The organism is Rhodopseudomonas sp. G2_2311 (assembly GCF_047501505.1).
Taxonomy (GTDB): domain Bacteria; phylum Pseudomonadota; class Alphaproteobacteria; order Rhizobiales; family Xanthobacteraceae; genus Rhodopseudomonas; species Rhodopseudomonas palustris_H.
In genome coordinates, this window is the sequence record NZ_JAZDRK010000003.1 from 42,699 (window position 1) to 59,750 (window position 17,052).

At 65.1% G+C, this 17,052-nt stretch carries 17 protein-coding genes; 16 read left to right on the forward strand and 1 reads right to left on the reverse strand.

The window, feature by feature from the left end:
- The first annotated feature begins 31 nt into the window (after positions 1–31).
- The 6 genes from VRZ08_RS05600 (at position 32) to VRZ08_RS05625 (ending at position 5,116) form a co-directional block, all read left to right on the forward strand.
- Positions 32–829 carry a hypothetical protein gene (locus VRZ08_RS05600; RefSeq protein ID WP_414531883.1) on the forward strand — a complete coding sequence of 266 codons (798 nt, stop codon included), beginning with the start codon at positions 32–34 and terminating at the stop codon, positions 827–829.
- Entirely contained in the window at positions 829–2,685 is a 1,857-nt protein-coding gene (locus VRZ08_RS05605; protein WP_414531884.1) for a hypothetical protein, read from the forward strand. The genes VRZ08_RS05600 and VRZ08_RS05605 overlap by 1 nt, the downstream gene beginning before the upstream one ends.
- A gap of 323 nt (positions 2,686–3,008) precedes the next feature.
- Positions 3,009–3,917, forward strand: a complete 909-nt coding sequence (locus VRZ08_RS05610; protein ID WP_414531885.1) for a glycoside hydrolase family 19 protein — start codon at positions 3,009–3,011, stop codon at positions 3,915–3,917.
- Positions 3,918–3,951: 34 nt separating this feature from the next.
- Positions 3,952–4,305, forward strand: a complete 354-nt coding sequence (locus tag VRZ08_RS05615) for a hypothetical protein (protein WP_414531886.1) — start codon at positions 3,952–3,954, stop codon at positions 4,303–4,305.
- Between the two features lies 1 nt (position 4,306).
- Complete coding sequence (locus VRZ08_RS05620) at positions 4,307–4,753, forward strand: hypothetical protein (RefSeq protein WP_414531887.1); 447 nt, start codon at positions 4,307–4,309, stop codon at positions 4,751–4,753.
- A gap of 3 nt (positions 4,754–4,756) precedes the next feature.
- The gene (locus VRZ08_RS05625; protein WP_414531888.1) at positions 4,757–5,116 is read left to right on the forward strand and encodes a hypothetical protein; all 360 of its coding nucleotides are present in this window, start codon (positions 4,757–4,759) and stop codon (positions 5,114–5,116) included.
- Between the two features lie 533 nt (positions 5,117–5,649).
- Here the strand turns inward: VRZ08_RS05625 and VRZ08_RS05630 are convergent.
- Entirely contained in the window at positions 5,650–6,045 is a 396-nt protein-coding gene (locus VRZ08_RS05630; protein WP_349626992.1) for a MarR family winged helix-turn-helix transcriptional regulator, read from the reverse strand.
- 263 nt (positions 6,046–6,308) lie between these two features.
- On the opposite strand from VRZ08_RS05630, the gene VRZ08_RS05635 reads away from it, so the two are divergent.
- The 10 genes from VRZ08_RS05635 (at position 6,309) to VRZ08_RS05680 (ending at position 17,050) form a co-directional block, all read left to right on the forward strand.
- On the forward strand, positions 6,309–7,586 hold the full coding sequence (locus VRZ08_RS05635; RefSeq protein WP_414531889.1) for an amidohydrolase/deacetylase family metallohydrolase: 1,278 nt from the start codon (positions 6,309–6,311) through the stop codon (positions 7,584–7,586).
- 94 nt (positions 7,587–7,680) lie between these two features.
- Positions 7,681–9,972: a xanthine dehydrogenase family protein molybdopterin-binding subunit gene (locus tag VRZ08_RS05640; protein ID WP_414532179.1), complete on the forward strand. Its 2,292-nt coding sequence runs from the start codon at positions 7,681–7,683 to the stop codon at positions 9,970–9,972.
- Positions 9,969–10,799 (forward strand): FAD binding domain-containing protein, encoded by an 831-nt coding sequence (locus tag VRZ08_RS05645; protein WP_414531890.1) that lies wholly within the window; start codon positions 9,969–9,971, stop codon positions 10,797–10,799. The genes VRZ08_RS05640 and VRZ08_RS05645 overlap by 4 nt, the downstream gene beginning before the upstream one ends.
- Positions 10,796–11,983 (forward strand): xanthine dehydrogenase family Fe-S subunit, encoded by a 1,188-nt coding sequence (locus VRZ08_RS05650; RefSeq protein WP_414531891.1) that lies wholly within the window; start codon positions 10,796–10,798, stop codon positions 11,981–11,983. The genes VRZ08_RS05645 and VRZ08_RS05650 overlap by 4 nt, the downstream gene beginning before the upstream one ends.
- Positions 11,984–12,062: 79 nt before the next feature.
- Positions 12,063–13,217, forward strand: a complete 1,155-nt coding sequence (locus VRZ08_RS05655) for an ABC transporter substrate-binding protein (RefSeq protein ID WP_414531892.1) — start codon at positions 12,063–12,065, stop codon at positions 13,215–13,217.
- A 68-nt stretch (positions 13,218–13,285) separates the two neighbouring features.
- Positions 13,286–14,158 (forward strand): branched-chain amino acid ABC transporter permease, encoded by an 873-nt coding sequence (locus VRZ08_RS05660; RefSeq protein ID WP_264055153.1) that lies wholly within the window; start codon positions 13,286–13,288, stop codon positions 14,156–14,158.
- Positions 14,155–15,189, forward strand: a complete 1,035-nt coding sequence (locus VRZ08_RS05665; protein WP_414531893.1) for a branched-chain amino acid ABC transporter permease — start codon at positions 14,155–14,157, stop codon at positions 15,187–15,189. Before VRZ08_RS05660 ends, VRZ08_RS05665 begins: the two co-directional genes overlap by 4 nt.
- A complete protein-coding gene (locus VRZ08_RS05670; RefSeq protein WP_264076324.1) occupies positions 15,189–15,995 on the forward strand; it encodes an ABC transporter ATP-binding protein in 807 nt (268 codons plus the stop codon). The genes VRZ08_RS05665 and VRZ08_RS05670 overlap by 1 nt, the downstream gene beginning before the upstream one ends.
- Positions 15,988–16,692 (forward strand): ABC transporter ATP-binding protein, encoded by a 705-nt coding sequence (locus tag VRZ08_RS05675; RefSeq protein WP_107356194.1) that lies wholly within the window; start codon positions 15,988–15,990, stop codon positions 16,690–16,692. Before VRZ08_RS05670 ends, VRZ08_RS05675 begins: the two co-directional genes overlap by 8 nt.
- Positions 16,685–17,050: a Rieske (2Fe-2S) protein gene (locus VRZ08_RS05680; protein WP_414531894.1), complete on the forward strand. Its 366-nt coding sequence runs from the start codon at positions 16,685–16,687 to the stop codon at positions 17,048–17,050. Before VRZ08_RS05675 ends, VRZ08_RS05680 begins: the two co-directional genes overlap by 8 nt.
- The last annotated feature ends 2 nt before the right edge of the window (positions 17,051–17,052 follow it).

Sequence of the window (17,052 nt, forward strand, 5' to 3'; positions counted from 1 at the left end):
GGTCCGATGGCTGACCACACCGGGGCCGTCCATGACCGTCGCGACCGAAGCCTGCTATGCCGAACGCCAGTGGACCGGCGCCGAGACGTCGTTCGCGGCCGGCTTCTCGGCGGACGATCGGGATTTCGTCAAGGTCGCGTGGCTCGATGCCGACGGCCTGCCGGTGCCGCTGACGCGCGGCGTTCACTACGGCGTCGACCTTGCGACCGGCACGAATGCGGTGACCGTGCGGCCGATCGCGCTGCCGTCGGCATCTGCAGATGCGCCGATCGTCCTGACGATCGAGCGTGACAGCATGGCGGTGCAGGGCGTCGATTTTGTCAACCTCGCGAGCTTTGATCCTTCGGTTTTCACGCGCCTGTTCGACCGTCTGACCATGCTGGCGGCGGAGCTTAAGGGTCGGATCAATCGCGCAACTCTCCCTTATTTCGCGTCGAACGACGTGGTGTCCTTCCTGCCGCGCCGTATCAAGGCGCGCGACCCCGTCGACGACAGCGACGTGGCGACGAAGCTGTGGGTTCTGACGATTACCGGCATCATCAATCTGCAGAACTACGTCACGCAATGCGCCGCCTCGGCCGCCGCAGCGCTCGCCTCGTCGGCTGATGCAGGCAGCTTCAAGGCCGGCGCAGAGACGGCGCGAGACAAGGCGCAGGCGTGGGCGGAGACCGCTGAAAATACGCCGGTGCAGGGCGCCAGCTACTCGGCGCTGCATTGGGCGCAGAAGGCGTCGGCTTACGCGGCCGTCGTGATGTCGGCGTTCAACAATCCAGATGACGGCATTTTCGGCACCGCCGAAACCGGAACAATCGACGATGGGGTGTTTTGATGGCGACGCGACGACAGCACATCCGCAACACGCGAGCCGTCCTTGAAGCCGGAACGCCGCTCGAAGGCGAGTACCCGTTCGATCAGACCTTGAAGGCGTTGCGTATCGGCGACGGTGCGACGCAGGGCGGATATCTGCAGAAGCGCTGGGGCTATGCCTATGTGGTTTCGCCGCCGCAGATCGCCGGCGACCAGAACGATTACAGCCCAACCGATCTGGCGATTGCCGAGCTGCTGGATCTGACCTCCGACGCCAAGCGCACGATCACAGGTCTCGCTGGCGGCGCTGCCGGGCGACGTCTGACCATCCGCAATCGCGGGTCGTTCGACATCACGCTTTCGACGACGTCGACCGCATCGCTGGCTTCTAATCGGTTTCTGTTCGAGCGCGACCTGGTGCTGCGGCCGCGAGGCTCTGTCGAGCTGCAATATTCGGTTGCCGATGGTCGCTGGATGCGCGCCGGCGGCAATGAGAAGTTGGCCTACATCACCGAGGAGCTGCTGCTGACCGGCACTATTTCGCCGGCGCAATTGACCGCCAACCAGAACGACTACGCGCCCTCCAACATTGCGTTGGCAACGACGCTGCGGCTGACGAGCGACGCGAGCCGCAACATCACAGGGATCGCTGACGCCCGCGACGGCGTGGTCAAGGTGATCGTCAATGTCGGCACAAACCCGATCGTCCTGAAGGCTGGTGATACGAACTCGCTGGCCGTGAACCGCTTCGACTTCGCATCCGACATCACTCTGCAGGGCAGGCAATCGGCGACCATCCGCTATGATGCGACTGATGGCAGATGGAAGCTGCTTTCGCAAACAGCGGGTAGCGCGGTCAGTGCCGGCGCCGTCACCGCGCAGACCTTGTCGGCCAGTGCGCTTGGGATGTCGATGGTCAACGGGGTGCTCGTAGCAACGGCGTCGGCCGGCACGCTGACGATCGCGATCAAGACGATGGCCGGCGGCGACCCGACGTCTGCCGATCCTGTGCACATCATTTTCCGCAGCGCGACGGCCGCGGATGGAGCGTTAACCGTTCTTTCGTTGACGGCCGCGACGTCGTTGTCCGTATCGTCGGGATCATCGCTCGGCGTCGTGGCGACGTCGACGCCGGTCAAGGTGTGGGTCGTCGGCTTCAATGATGGCGGCACTTTCCGGCTTGGCGTCATCAACTGCCTGAACGGAGTCGACATCTACGCGTTGTCGGCATGGGACACCGCGTCGTCGACCGCGGAGGGTGGCGCCGGGGCGGCCGACAGCGCGCAAACCTTCTACACCGGGGCAGCCGTCACCTCGAAGGCGTTTGTCACGCTCGGCTATCTGACGTGGGAAGCCGGGCTTGCGGCTGTCGGGACGTGGATCAGCCCGGGGCGCGTCCGGCTGTTCGCGGCCGACGTGCCGTTGCCAGGATCTACGGTTTCTTATGCGGCGCAAGTGGCCTCTGGGTTGGCGTACGCCGCAACCCAGATGTCCTATACAACGTCGACGCCGCAGATCACGGAAGGAGACCAGTACCTCGCTAAGACCGTCGTCCCAACATCAGCAGCTCATCTGCTCGATGTCGAGATGGGAATGGCGCTATCGAGTAGCACGGTAAACAACGTCGTGATGGCCCTATTTCAAGACAGCATTACGAATGCGCTGGCCGCATCGGAAGTCGATAACGTTACAGCAAATGCTCCCGTTCGAATGCATATTCGGGCTTGTTTCTTGGCAAAGACCGCGTCCCCAACGACATTGAAGGGGCGTGCTGGGTCGCATTTTGCGTCGACGGTTACGTTCAACGGCCAGTCTTCTGGAGCGAAGCTCGGAGGGACAAGCAACAGTTACTTGATTGTGAGGGAGATCGCGACGTGACGGTGATCAGATGTGTGTACCGAGATGAGGCCCCGCCGTTTCCTGCTACTGATCAGCACCCGGATGCGGTGAGGTCTGGGCCATACACATTGGATGGCGGTGTTGTCGTCTTTGTCGATTATGTCGGCGCTGCGCCCTCCAAATCGGCGGTCCAAGAGTTCTTGTCCGGTGCAGTCGGGGCGCCGCTGACGCCCGCAGAGAAGCTCGCCGCGGCCGGGCTGACTGTCGAAGACCTCGTCAGCTTAGGCGTTGTTATCGTCCCCCGCGGTTGACGGATCGAAACCTGGCGCATCCTCGCGCAACAATTGCAGAGGGTGTCGCTCATGGCTCGGATCAAACTCACGGCGAAAGACTGGCACGCGATCTTCCCGCGTGCGCCGCAGGCGGTGATCGACGCGTTCGCGGCCAAGCAGGCTGTGCTCGACCGCGTCGGCATCACCGCCACCCGTCAGCGCCTCGCTTACTTCTGCGCGAACATCGAGCACGAGTGCGACGGTTTCACCATCGCCAACCTGACCGAGAACATCAACTATACCGCCGACCGGATGGCGGCGGTGTGGCCGAACCGCTTCAACAAGGGGCGCGATGGCAACGGAAAGCTGATCCCCGACCCGAGCAAGGTCGTTGCCAAGTACGGCAGCGAGCCGGGCTGGCAGCGCAAGGCGTTCGACGACATCTATGGCAGCCGCATGGGCAACCGGCCGGGGACGTCGGACGGCTCGACCTATATCGGCCGCGGCGGCCCGCAGTGGACCGGCCGTGATGGCTACGCGGCGCTGCAGCGTCTGACGTCGATCCCGGCGCTCGACAATCCGCCGCTCGCCTCCACCCTCGACCTTCAGCCGGAGATCTGTGCGGCGTTCTGGCAGTGGAAGGGCCTGAACCGGTTCGCTGATGCCGGCGACTTCGCGGGCTGCGTTTACGCCTGGAACGGCGGCACGAACGGCATGGCCGACCGCCGCGCGCGGATGGCCGGCAACGAGCCGATCTTCCAGCGCCTGGCGATCGTCAACGATCAAGCGGGCGTGATTCCGGAGCCTGTGCCGGCGGTCACGCCCGCCAAGGCCGTGGCGGTTGCTTCGGTCGGCTCCAGTGCATCGGCCGTCGCTGTCGGCGTGCAGCAGGGCTGGGGCTGGCAGCAGTGGACCATGCTGTTCATCGCGGTCGCCGGCTGCGGCCTGGTCGCACTGGGCGTCTGGCTCGCCCGCAAACATTCGAAGCCCGCCGCCTGAGCGCGGCCAACAGGAGGCGACTATGTGGATTGCGGTGTCTTGGGTCTTGTCGGTCGTGGTGTTCGCGGTCGGCGTCTATCTGGTGGTTCGGCCGATCCTGCGCGCGACGCCGCGCTTTGCCGAGTTTTACGCTGACGCCGACACCTTCTGGCAGAAGGCCGCGGCGGTCGCCTACAATTCGGTGACCGTGGCGCTGTCCTATGCGCTGTGGGCGATCGGCTTCGTGACGTCGCAGCTCGACGCGCTCGCGCTCCTGCTAGGCGATCCGCAGGTCAAACAGCAGATCAACGACGCGCTCGGCGGCAATCCGAAGCTGCTCGGCTACGCAATGATCGCGATCGGCGTGCTGACCTTCTGGGCGCGGATGCGCTCGATCGTGCGGGGCTGACATGCTGGCGCTTGTCACCGCGCTGGCGCCGCTGATCATCGGTAAGGCGGCGGACGCCTTCACTGCGTACGCCAACAAACAGATCACGCTGGCCGAGCTGAACGCGCGTGTCGAGCAGGCGTTGATCGAGGCGTTCGCCGAGGTGATGAAAGCGCAGTCCGATGCGCTGGCGAAGACCTTCGCCAGCTTCACCGATCTCGCCAAGAATTCCCGCATGGTGCGCGTCGTCTGGTCGGCCGTGGTGCTGTCTCAGCTCGGCGTGCTGCTGTGGGCTCAAGTCGGCATCTCGGCCTATATCCGGGCCTTCGGCGGCTCCTGGCCGTCGTCCGGCGCGACGATCGACTGGGCCTATCTGCTGGTTGCCGGCCTGTGCGGGCTCGGCCCCGTGGTGCTGAACAGCGGCCCGGGTAAGGTCAATCTGACGGGGCTCAAGCCGCCTGGGAAGTGAACGATGACTGTCGATGCGCCTCCTGCCGTTTCACTGCAACTCGAAATCATCTCGACCCTCGGAGAGTTGCGGCAGCAGCTCGGCGGCGTTCAGGCGCAGTGCATCCACATCGCCAAATCGCTGGAGACAGCGGATGAACGGCGGCGGGAAATGTACGCTCGATTGAACAAGATCGACGGCATCGAGCGCGAGTTGCAGCGCATCGTCCCGTTGGTCGAGACGCACGAGCAGAAGCACCAGCGCTCGATCGGAGCGCTCTGGCTGGTCCGGGGAGGGTGGACAGTCGGCGGTGGCGCGGTCGGCGCCGCCATCATCAAGCTGGTGTCCTACTTCAGCGGCGGAGGGCTCCCGCCGCAGCATTAGGGCATCTGACAAACGGAAAAACTCGGCTAAAAACGGCGCAGAGAAACGTTATAAGTTATTGAAAAGTCTCATGTAGTGGTTAACTCTTAATCAGCGGGTCCTAGGTTCGAGCCCTAGTGCGCCCACCACTTCAACCTCATCATATGTTGAATGGTGTTAAAACACGACCGACGTGCAGATGCACGACGGCTTTGTGTTTCCTGACCAAACCTATGCAGGCGCGCGAGCGTCTTGGCTTCATCTCCGTGCGTCGCAATTCGCGCTGATCCTGCTGTTTAGCAACGCGTACGATTGATCCTCACAGCGGCCACATCGTCTGTCTTGGTCCGCGAACAAACGATCGCGACTCTCGTTCGCCAAAACTCACACATTGCAGATCAAATTCTTGCCAGTGCGGTGATCAGCAAGCTGCTCGACGTTGCGCGATCCGCAAATTAGTTCCGTTCCAGAAGGTGCGCGCCTCTCGATCTCAGCGTTGATTTGAGACCAATGATCAACGTGTGGACATCTTGCGAGTAAGGAACCAGCAGTGGTCATTCGAGCGAGGGCGCTTCGGTGTCCTGGTTGGCGTTCTGCGCGACGATGCGCTGCATCATTGCGACGAACTGGGTTCGCTCGCGTGCTGACAGGCCATGCAGCGTCGCTTCATGGGCGGAGCGGGCGGCGCCTTCGATCTTAGCCAGGAGATGAGCGCCGGCTTTGGTGAGGCGGCACAAGCGGGCGCGGCGGTCTTCGGCGTTGACCGGCCGCTCGACCAGATGGCGCGCTTCGAGGCGTTTGAGTGCGCCGGTGGTCGTGGTGCGGTCGAGCGCAATGTCTGCCGCGAGCGTTGTTTGATCGGCGGTTTTGCGAGCCGCGAGCGCAGACAGCAGGCTGTATTGCAGCGGTGTGACTTCAAATTCAGCACATGCCTGCTGAAACAGCGCCACATGGATCTGGTGCAAGCGCCGGATCAGAAAGCCGGGACGCTGGGCCAAGGGCCAAGGTTCGTGCGTCGCCTCGACCGCGCGGAAATGCTTCTGCCGCAAGCGTTTCTCTCCATCTCTGCAAGCTGAACGGCCGGCGCCGCACAGCGAAAATCAGTAACGCGATTCTCTACGTCCTTGGTCTCTTAGACTTTGGCATAAGCCTTGCTAGATGCAAATGCGAAGCATGCTTCGTAATTTTGGTCAGGTTCGTGGAGAGCAGTTCGATGTCGGTGAGTGCCAGCTTTGATCTTCTGTTGCGCGGCGGGCGCGTGATCTGCCCGGCGTCCGGCATCGATGGCGTGATGGATGTCGCGGTGAGGGGCGGCAAGATCGCCGCCGTGCAGAAGGACATTCTGCCGTCGAGCGCCAAGGAGGTGGTGGACGTCGCCGGTCAGCTGGTGCTGCCTGGGCTGATCGATACGCACGCGCACATCTATCAGTATGTATCCGGCCGCTTCGGGATGAATCCGGACATGGTTGGCGTGCGGTCGGGCGTCACGGCGCTGATCGATCAGGGCGGTCCGTCCTGCATGACGCTGCCGGGCTTCCGCCACTTCATCGCCGAGCCGGCGAAGTCGCGGGTCTATGCGTTCCTGTCGGCGTATCTGGTCGGCGGCCTGGAAGGTCATTACTACCCGCAGCTGTATAGCCCGGACGGTGTCGACATCGACGCCACCGTGAAGGCGGCGCGCGCCAATCCGGACATCGTGCGCGGCATCAAGGCCCATGCGGAAATTGGCGGCTTCGCGCGCTGGGGCATTCGCGTGATCGAGATGGCGGCGGAGATCGGCCGCCGCGCCGAGCTGCCGGTGTATGTGCATTTCGGTCAGCTTTGGGGGCTGCCGGAGAGCGGCGCCAATGGCGAGGACGCCGATACGATCCTGACGCGCGTCATTCCGCTGCTGAAGGAAGGCGACGTGCTGGCGCATCCGTTCACGCGCCACCCTGGCGGCTTCATCAATCGCGAAGGCGTGGTGCATCCTGTGATCCAGGCGGCGCTCGATCGCGGTCTGAAGGTCGATGTCGGCCACGGCAGCCACTTCTCCTATCGGCTCGCCAAGAAGGCGATCGCGGCCGGCATTGTGCCGACCACGCTCGGCGCCGACATCCACGGCTACAACACCCATGTGCCGGCGCCGGCTGGCACGCCCGATCAGCACGAGGACGAGGAGAACCATCCGTTCGCCGGGCAGGCCAAGTTCAGCCTGGTGCAGGCGATGAGTTCGATGATGGCGCTCGGCCTTTCGCTCGAACAGGTGGTGCCGATGGTCACCGCCAATCCCGCCAAGATGATCGCGCGTTCGGACGAGATCGGCGCTCTCAAGGTCGGCATGGATGCGGACGTGTCGGTGCTGACGCAGCGCGCCGGCCGCTTCGTGCTGCGCGACAACGAGAATACCGAAGTGATCGCGGACAGCCTGCTGCAGCCGGCGTTCTGCCTGCGCGCCGGCGTCCGCTACGACGCCGACGCCGCAATCTTGCCCGAAGCCGTTGCAGCCTGAGGAGGGATCGGCAGTGCACGGACGGATCGACCAGCATCAGGCAAGCGGGCAGGGGGTCGGCGCACGCCTGCCGCGCAAGGAGGACGACCGCCTGATGCGCGGTCGTGGGCAGTACGTGGCCGACATCCGGCTTGCCGGGATGCAGGACGTCGCCTTCGTGCGTAGTCCGCTGGCGCATGCCCGGATCCGCGGCATTCATGTGCCGGAAGCGTATAGCGACCGTGTGTTCACCGCCGCGGATCTCGTCGGCGTCAATCCGATACGTGCGGTGTCGGGACTGCCGGGCTTCAAGATCTCGGAGCAGCCGGTGCTGGCAACCGACAAGGTCCGGCAGGTCGGCGAACTGATCGCGATGTGTGTCGCGCCGACGCGTGCCGAGGCCGAGGATATCGCCGCCGCCGTGGTGCTCGATCTCGAAGAGTTGCCAGCGGTGCATGACATGCGGCAGGCGCGCGCGCCGGATGCGCCGCTCGTGCATGAGCATTGGGGCGACAACGTCTTCCTCGAAACCAATTTCGAAGTCGATATCTCGGCGGCGCTCGACGCTCCGATCAAGGTGTCGCGCGAGATCACCACGGCGCGGCAGTGCATGGCGCCGCTGGAAGGCCGCGGAGTGGTCGCCAGCTTCGATCACCGGCTCGATCAGCTCGTCGTTACGACCTCTGCGCAGATGCCGCATATCAACCGCAACGGCCTCGCCGAATGCCTCGGCATGGATCAGGGCCGCATCCGTGTGATCTCGCCGGATGTCGGCGGCGGCTTTGGCCACAAGGGCATTCTGCTGCCCGAGGAAGTCTGTCTGTCGTGGCTGACGATGCGGCTCGGCCATCCGGTGCGCTGGATCGAGGATCGTCGCGAACATCTCACCGCCAGCGCCAACTGCCGCGAGCATCACTACAAGATCACGCTCTATGCCGATCGCGACGGCAAACTGCGCGGGATCGATTGCGAAGCGACGGTCGATTCCGGCGCATACTCGTCCTATCCGTTCTCCGCATGCCTCGAGGCCGCGCAGGTCGCCAGCATTCTGCCCGGCCCATACGTGATGCCGGCCTATCGCTGCCGCACCTTTTCGGTCGCGACCAACAAATGCCCGATCCTGCCGTATCGCGGCGTCGCGCGCACCGGCGTGTGCTTCGCGCTGGAATTGATGCTCGACCTCGTCGCGGCTGAAACAGGGTTGGAGCCGAGCGAAGTGCGGCTGCGCAATCTGGTGCAGCCCGAGCAGATGCCGTTCGACAACATCACCAACAAGCATTTCGACAGCGGCGACTATCCAGAAGCGATGCGGCGGGCTCTGGAGGCCATCGATGTCGAGGCCCTGCGCGCGCGGCAGCGCCGCGGCGAGCCGGACGGCCGCCGCATCGGGCTCGGCGTGTCGATCTATTGCGAGCAGGCTGCGCACGGCACGTCGGTGTATTCCGGCTGGGGCATCCCGATGGTGCCGGGCCATGAGCAGGCAACGGCGCGGCTGACTCCGGATGGCGGGCTCGAGCTGCGCGTCGGCGTGCATTCGCACGGCCAGAGCATGGAAACCACGCTGGCGCAGGTCGCCCACGAGATGCTCGGCATCGATGTCGGCAAGGTGCGGATCATCCTCGGCGATACGGCAATGACGCCGTATTCGACCGGCACATGGGGCTCGCGCTGCGCCGTGATGGCCGGCGGCGCAGTGGCGACCGCCTGCGGCGATCTCGGCGACCGGATCAAACGGATCGGCGCCAAGCTGCTGCAGCAGGACGTCGCCGACGTCGAACTGATCGACGCCGAAGTTCGCGGCCCGAACGGCAGCGTCACGCTGCGTGAGATCGCCCACACCTGGTATCGCCGCCCGCAGGATCTGCCGAAGGATGTCGATCCCGGAGGGCTCGACGTCACCTCCGGCTACAAGCCGCAGCGCGATAGCGGCACCTTCAGCTACGCCGCGCATGCGGCGGTCGTCGCGGTGGATCCCGATCTCGGCGCGGTCGAAATTCTCGACTACGTGATCGTCGAAGACGGCGGCGTGCTGATCAATCCGATGGTGGTCGACGGCCAGATTTTTGGCGGCCTCGCCCAGGGCATTGGCACCGCGCTCTATGAAGAGATGCCGTTCGACGGGGCGGGACAGCCGCTGGCGACGACATTCGCCGACTATCTGCTGCCGGGGCCGACGGAGGTGCCGGCGCCGCGGCTCGATCACATGGAGACGCCGGCGCCCTATACGCGGTTCGGCGTCAAGGGCATCGGCGAGGGCGGTGCGATTGCGCCGCCGGCCGCGATCGCCAACGCCGTCAACGACGCGCTGCGTCCCTATGGCGCTGAACTGATGCGCTCTCCGATCACGCCGCATCGTGTGGTCGAAGCGGTGATCGCGGCGCAGGAAACGGGGAGGGCGGCCGCATGAAGCCCGCGCCGTTCGATTACGACCGCCCGCGCGATCTCACCTCTGCATTGGCGTTGCTTGCCAGCAACGCCGGCGCCAAGGTGATGGCCGGCGGCCAATCGCTGGGGCCGATGCTGAACCTGCGGCTGGCGCAGCCTGAGCAGATCGTCGACATCACCGCGATCGACGAGCTGAAGCAGGCCGAGATCAGCGGCGACGAGCTTGTGCTCGGCGCCTGCGTCACCCACGCCGATATCGAAGACGGCCGCGTGCCGGACATCAGCGCCGGCGCGATGCGGAGCGTCGCGGCCAATATCGCCTATCGCGCGGTGCGCAATCGCGGCACGATCGGTGGTTCGCTGAGCCATGCCGACCCGGCTGCCGACTGGGTGTCGGTGCTGATCGCACTCGGCGCACGCGTGACGCTGCGCAGCGCATCCGCAAGCCGACAGGTGTCATTGTCCGAATTCATCGTCGGCGCGCTGCAGAGCTGCTTGCAGCCCGGCGAGCTGGTCGCCGCGATCCACATTCCGAAGCGGCCGCCAACCGCGCAGTGGGCCTACCTCAAGACCTGCCGCAAGACCGGTGAATTCGCCCACGGCCAATGCGCGGTGTTGATCGATCCCGACGCGGGGAGCGCGCGGATCGTGATCGGTGCGCTCGATGCCGCGCCGATCATGATCGCAGAGCCTGCGGAGCTGTTCGGCGGCCGCATCGGCGCCGACTACAAGACGCGGTTCGATCTCCGCGTAGCCGACCGATTGCTGAGCGACGCCGGCGTCACCGACGCGGTGCATCGCCACATTCATCTCACCGTGCTGAAGCGCGCCCTGCAGGAGGCCGCATGAGCACGCTTGCCCTGACTATCAACCGCCGCGCCGTCGATCTGCGCCCTGAGCCCCGCACAAGCTTGGCCGATGTCGTGCGCGATCATCTCGATCTCACCGGTACTCATCTCGGTTGCGAGCACGGCGTCTGCGGCGCCTGCACCGTGCTGATCGACGGCGTTCCGGCGAGGTCGTGCATCACCTTCGCAGCCGCTTGCGAGGGCGCTGCTGTCACTACCATCGAAGGACTCGACGAAGACGAGATCGCGACCGAGCTGCGCGCCGCCTTCACGCGCGAGCACGCGCTGCAATGCGGCTACTGCACCCCCGGCATGTTGGTGTCGGCACGCGATCTGGTGCTGCGGTTGCCCGATGCCGACGAGCAGGCCATCCGCATCGGCATGAGCGGCAATCTCTGCCGTTGCACCGGCTACGTCGGCATCGTCCGTGCGGTGATGTCGGTGATTGCAGCCCGCCGTGCGCGCGGCATTCAGCCCGTCGTCGGTGGGGGCCGTACGACACTGGGGCCGGCCGGATCGGGACATGGCACGGCCAAAGACGATCTCGAGGTGGCATCGACGTTTGCGGCGGCGAGCGTCACGGCGTCTCTGGCGACTGCTGCGATTGCGGACTTCACGCCGGCCGCCACGATCGAGCAGGCGTTCGAGGTGCAGCATGCGCCCGCGAACGTCGCTGCGCTGTTCGCAGATGTCGCCGCGGTCGCTGCCTGCCTGCCCGGCGTCGCTCTGACCAACGCCGCCGATCCCAATCGCATCGAAGGCGAGATCCGCGTGCAGGTCGGGCCGATCGCGGCGCAATTCGCGGGCGTCGCCCGGATCGAGCGTGCCGACGACGGCCTCTCAGGCCGGATCATCGGCACCGGCAATGATCGCCGCAGCCGGTCGTCGACCCAGGGTGAAATCCGCTACCGGCTGACGCCGCGGGATGAGGGACGCGCGACGCGGGTCGACCTGACGATCGGCTACACGCTCACCGGTCTGCTGGCGCAGGTCGGACGCAGCGGCCTGGTGCGCGATCTCGCCCGACGTCTGGTCGATCAGTTCGCAGCCAATCTCGAACGCAAGCTGTCCGGTGAGACCGTCGGTCCTGCTCAAGCTGCTCAACATCTCAACGGGCTGGCGCTGCTGCTCGGCCTGATAAGGGCGCGGCTGCCGCGCTGGCTGGGAGGGACGACCCGCCGGTAGCGGTGGGCGAAGGCGACTTGCGACGGGCGCCGGGGGCGGCGTCCGATCAACCAAACAAAACGATCACGGAGAAACGAGGATGATGCGAACCCTGCGGACTGCTTCTCTCATCGCGGCGGCCACTGCGCTCCTGATGGGAACGGCCTCGGCCGAGACGATCAAGATCGGCGTCAACGAACCGCTGACCGGTGCCTTCGCGGCGTCCGGCACTTACGTCGTCAACGGCGCGAAGATTGCGGCGGACGAGATCAACGCCAAGGGCGGCGTGCTCGGCAAGCAGATCGAGCTGGTGATCGAGGACAACAAGAGCAACCCGACCGAGGCGGCTGCGGTCGCCGAGAAGCTGATCACCCGCGACAAGACGCCGGTGATGATGGGCGCCTGGGGCTCCAGCCTGACGCTGGCGGTGATGCCCAAGCTGATGGAATACGAAGTGCCGATGGTGGTCGAGACCTCGTCGTCCGGCAAGATCACCACCACGGGTAATCCCTACATCTTCCGCATTTCGCCGCCGTCGGCGATCGAGGCCGCCGCGTTCGCCAAGATCATCGACAAGCTCGGCCTAAAGAAGGTCGACTTCCTGGTCATCAACAACGATTGGGGCCGCGGCGCCGCCGAGGACTTCGGCAAGATGATGAAGGAGAAGGGCATCGGCGTCGGCCTGGTCGAGACCATGGACCAGGGCGCCCAGGACATGAGCGCGCAGCTCTCCAAGCTGAAGGGCTCGGACTCCGAGACCATCATCGTCACCGCGGCGGTCGATCAGCTCACGCTGCTGTTCAAGCAGGCCGCCGCGCTCGGCCTGAAGAAGCGGATTATCACCACCGGCGGTTCGCAGAACCCCGACCAGATCATCGCCCAGGCCGGTGCCGCCGCCAACGGCACCATGCATCTGACGACCTTTCTGCCGTGGTTCCCGGACAAGACGCCGAACCCGGAAGCGACCACGTACTTCGTCTCCGAGTGGAAGAAGCGCGGCTTCGATTTCGCCGGCTGCACCGAGAGCTTCCGCGGCTATGACGGCATCCGCACCGCGGCGGCCGCGATCGAGAAGGCCGGCAAGACCGAGCCGGCCGCGATCAAGGCCGCGCTGTGGGACATCAAGCTGAAGGGCCTCAACGGCGACATCGTGTTCCAAAAGTCCGGCCCCGCCGGCAAGGAGAGCGGCCAGAGCCAGCCCAACGTGTACCTGATCGAGATCACCGACGGCAAAGTCGGGATGAAGGACCTCTGATCGCGCGACACGACCACTGGCGAGGCGCGCCCCGCGCCTCGTCCTTCCCCGGCAGGTGAGGATCGACCTTGGGCGAATTACTCCAGCATCTCATCAACACGCTCGTGCTCGGCGGCACCTATGCGCTACTCGGCATCGGCCTCACGTTGATCTTCGGCATCATGAATGTCGTGAATTTCACCCACGGCATTCTCTACACTTTTGGTGCCTATGTGATGTTCATCGTGGTGCAGAAGTTCGAACTGAACTTCTTCGTCGCGTTGCCGCTGGCGATTGCCGCCGGCTGGGCGCTCGGCGCGCTGGTGGAATTGACGCTGCTGCGACCGCTGCGCGGCTCCGACATCGACACCACCATGCTGGTGATGATCGGCGCCTGGATCGCGATGCAGTCGGCGACCCTGTGGGTGTGGGGCGGCGTCGCCAAATCTGTGCCGACGCCGTTTCCAGACGCGCCGCTCGAGATCGGCCCGATCTCGGTGTCGTGGCTGCGGCTGTTCGTGCTGCTCGCTGCCGGCGCGTTGATCGTGCTGACTTACGTGCTGATCAACCGCACCCGGCTCGGCAGCGCGATGCGCGCGACCTTCCAGGATCAGGACACGGCGGCGCTGATGGGCGTTAACGTCAACCTGATCTACACCTCGACCTTCGCAATGGGCTCAAGCCTTGCCGCCGCGGCCGGCGCGCTGCTCGGTCCGGTCTACGTGGTCTATCCGGCGATGGGCGATCTCGCCGCCGTCAAGGCGTTCGCCATCGTCATTCTCGGCGGTCTCGGCAACATCACCGGCGCGGTGATCGGCGGCTTCATCCTGGCGCTCGCCGAAGAGTTGGGCGCCGGCTACATCTCGTCCGGCTATCGCGACGCGATGGGCTTCCTGATCATCATCGCCGTGCTGATCTTCCGCCCGACCGGGCTGTTTCCTCGTGCGGAGCGCGTCGGATGAAACTGTTGCTGTCGATCATCATTGTCGCCGCGCTCGCCGCCGTTCCGCTATGGCTGAGCGATCCGTATCTGCTCAACGCGCTGATCACCACCGGGATCTTCGTGATCGGCGCGATGAGCCTCAATCTGCTGCTCGGCTTCACCGGCCAGCTCAGCCTCGGCCACATCGCCTTCTTCGGCATCGGCGGCTATGTCAGCGCGTTGACCTCGCTCGGCTTCAGCGTCAGCCTGCCGTTCGGGTTGCACGTCGTACACGAGCCGTGGCAGCCGCTGGCCGGCTTCGCGGTCGCCGTGCTGGTGTCGGCGCTGTGCGGCTATCTGGTCGGGCGGCTGTCGTTCCGGGTGCGCGGCGCCTATTTCGTCATCGTCACCATCTCGTTCGCCGAGGTGGTGCGATTGGTGGCGTTGAATTGGGTCGAGCTGACGCAGGGGCCGTTGGCGCTGACCAGCATCCCGCCGATGCAGGTGAGCTTCCCCGGGCTCGGCGAATTCGTCTTCCGCACCAAGTTGCACAACTATTACCTGGTGCTCGGCGTTGCCGTGGCTTGTTATCTGTTGATTGCGCGGCTGGTACGCTCCCATGTCGGCCGGGCGATGCGCGGGCTGATGGAGAATGAGACGCTGGCGGTGTCGATCGGCATCGATGTCACCAAAACATTGACGCTGGCGGCTGTGGTTTCGGCCGGCATTTGCGGCGGCGCCGGCAGCTTGTACGCGCACTATATCAAGATCATCGATCCTGAAGTTTTCGCCTTCATCAACACGGTGACGATGGTGATCATGGTGATCACCGGCGGCAAGGGCACGCTCGCCGGGCCGGTGGTCGGTGGGCTGATCTTCGGCCTGATGCCGGTGGCGCTTCGGCCGGTGATGGCGCCGGAGGCGCAGTGGATCGCCTATGGCAGCGCGCTGATCGTCATCCTGTTCATCATGCCGCGCGGCATCGTGCCGGCGCTGGTGCAGTGGCTCCCGCGGATGAAACCGGTGGCAACGCCGAGCTTCGCAAAGCGCGGCGTTGAGGAGGGCGCATGATGACAGTCTCTGCAGCCTTGAAGCAGCCCGCGATACGGACTGCGCTGAGCGTCGACAAAGTCGCGATGCATTTCGGCGGCCTCGTCGCGATCTCCGACATGACGTTCTCGGTGGGTGAGGGCGAGATCGTCAGCTTGATCGGCCCGAACGGCGCCGGCAAGACCACGGCATTCAACGTCGTCACCGGCTTCCTGACGCCGACACATGGCGACGTCACCTATCGCGGCCAGTCACTGCGCGGGATGAAGCCGCAGGCGATTGCCGATCTCGGTCTGATCCGCACATTCCAGCGCACCAGCGTGTTTCCCAACGACACCGTCTACGACAACGTCCTGATTGGGCTGCATCGCCGCGGCCGGGTCGGCGTGCTGCCGTCGGTGCTCGGGCTGCCGCGGGTGCGGCGGCTGGAGGCGGAGCTGAAAGAGAAGGCGGCCGAGCTGGTCGAGTGGGTCGGCCTCGGCCGCCGTGCGCATGATCTTGCCGGCTCGCTGTCATACGGCGAGCAACGCCTGGTCGGCGTGGCGCTTGCGCTGGCCGCCGAGCCGTCGATGCTGCTGCTCGACGAGCCGGTTTCAGGCATGAACGCATCGGAGACGCATACGTTCGTCCAGCTGATCCGCAAGATCCGCGATCGCGGCATCACCATTCTTCTCGTGGAGCATGACATGCCGATGGTGATGAGCGTGTCGGATCGGATCGTGGTGCTGAACTACGGCCGCATCATCGCCGAAGGAACGCCGGACGTGATCCGCAACGATCCGGCGGTGATCGAAGCTTATCTCGGCCAGGGGGTGAAGCATGCTTGAGCTCATCAACGCCGTCTGCGGCTATGGCGGCGTCACTGCGCTGCAGGGCATTACCTTCGAGGTGAAGGCCGGGCAGCTCGTCGCGTTGATTGGAGCCAATGGCGCCGGCAAGAGCACGACGCTGCGGGCGATCTCCGGCTTGGTGCCGCTGCGCGCCGGCGCGCTGCGGTTCGACAACGAGGTGCTGACCGGCGCAAAGCCGCCTCGCATTTTGAAATCCGGCATCGCGCATTGCCCGGAAGGCCGCCGCGTATTTCCGCATATGACGGTCGAGGAGAACCTCGACATGGGCGCTTATTTGCGCAGCGATCGATCCGAGGTGGCCGCCGACCGCGACCGGATCTATGGCGAGTTTCCGCGACTTGCCGAGCGCCGCAAACAGGCCGCTGGCACGCTGTCCGGCGGCGAGCAGCAAATGCTGGCGATCGGCCGCGCGCTGATGAGCCGGCCGCGGCTGGTGATGTTCGACGAGCCATCGCTCGGGCTGGCGCCGAACATCGTCGAGCGCACCTTCGCGATCATCCGCCGCATCCGCGACACCGGCACCACGGTGCTGCTGGTCGAGCAGAACGCCTTTGCGGCGCTCGACATGTGCGACCACGCTTACTTGCTCGAAGGCGGCCGCATCGTGTTGTCGGGCACCGGCGCCGAGCTGATCGCCAATCCGCACGTCCGCAAGGCGTATCTCGGTGGCTGAGGATTGGACCGGAGGCGTTGCGCGGTCACAGGACCAATGGTTTCCGGTCTGCAGCCTGCCGCGGCTGACGGCCGAGGGCATCGTGGCGGTTCGTGTGGCCGGCGTCGATCTCGCGTTGATTTCGGCCGGCGGCATGGTGTCAGCGTGCGAGCGGGCCTGTCCGCACGAGCAGGCCGATCTCGCATGCGGCCACGTGGTCAACGGGCGGCTAGCCTGTCCGCGCCACGACGCCTCCTTCAGCCTGATTGACGGAGCGATCTCGGACGGCTGGCCGAGCCGGCCGCTAAGGCTCTATCCAGTCCGGGTCGAGCGCGGCGAGGTGTTCATCAACGCCACCGCGCTCAAGTCTCTCCGATAGCC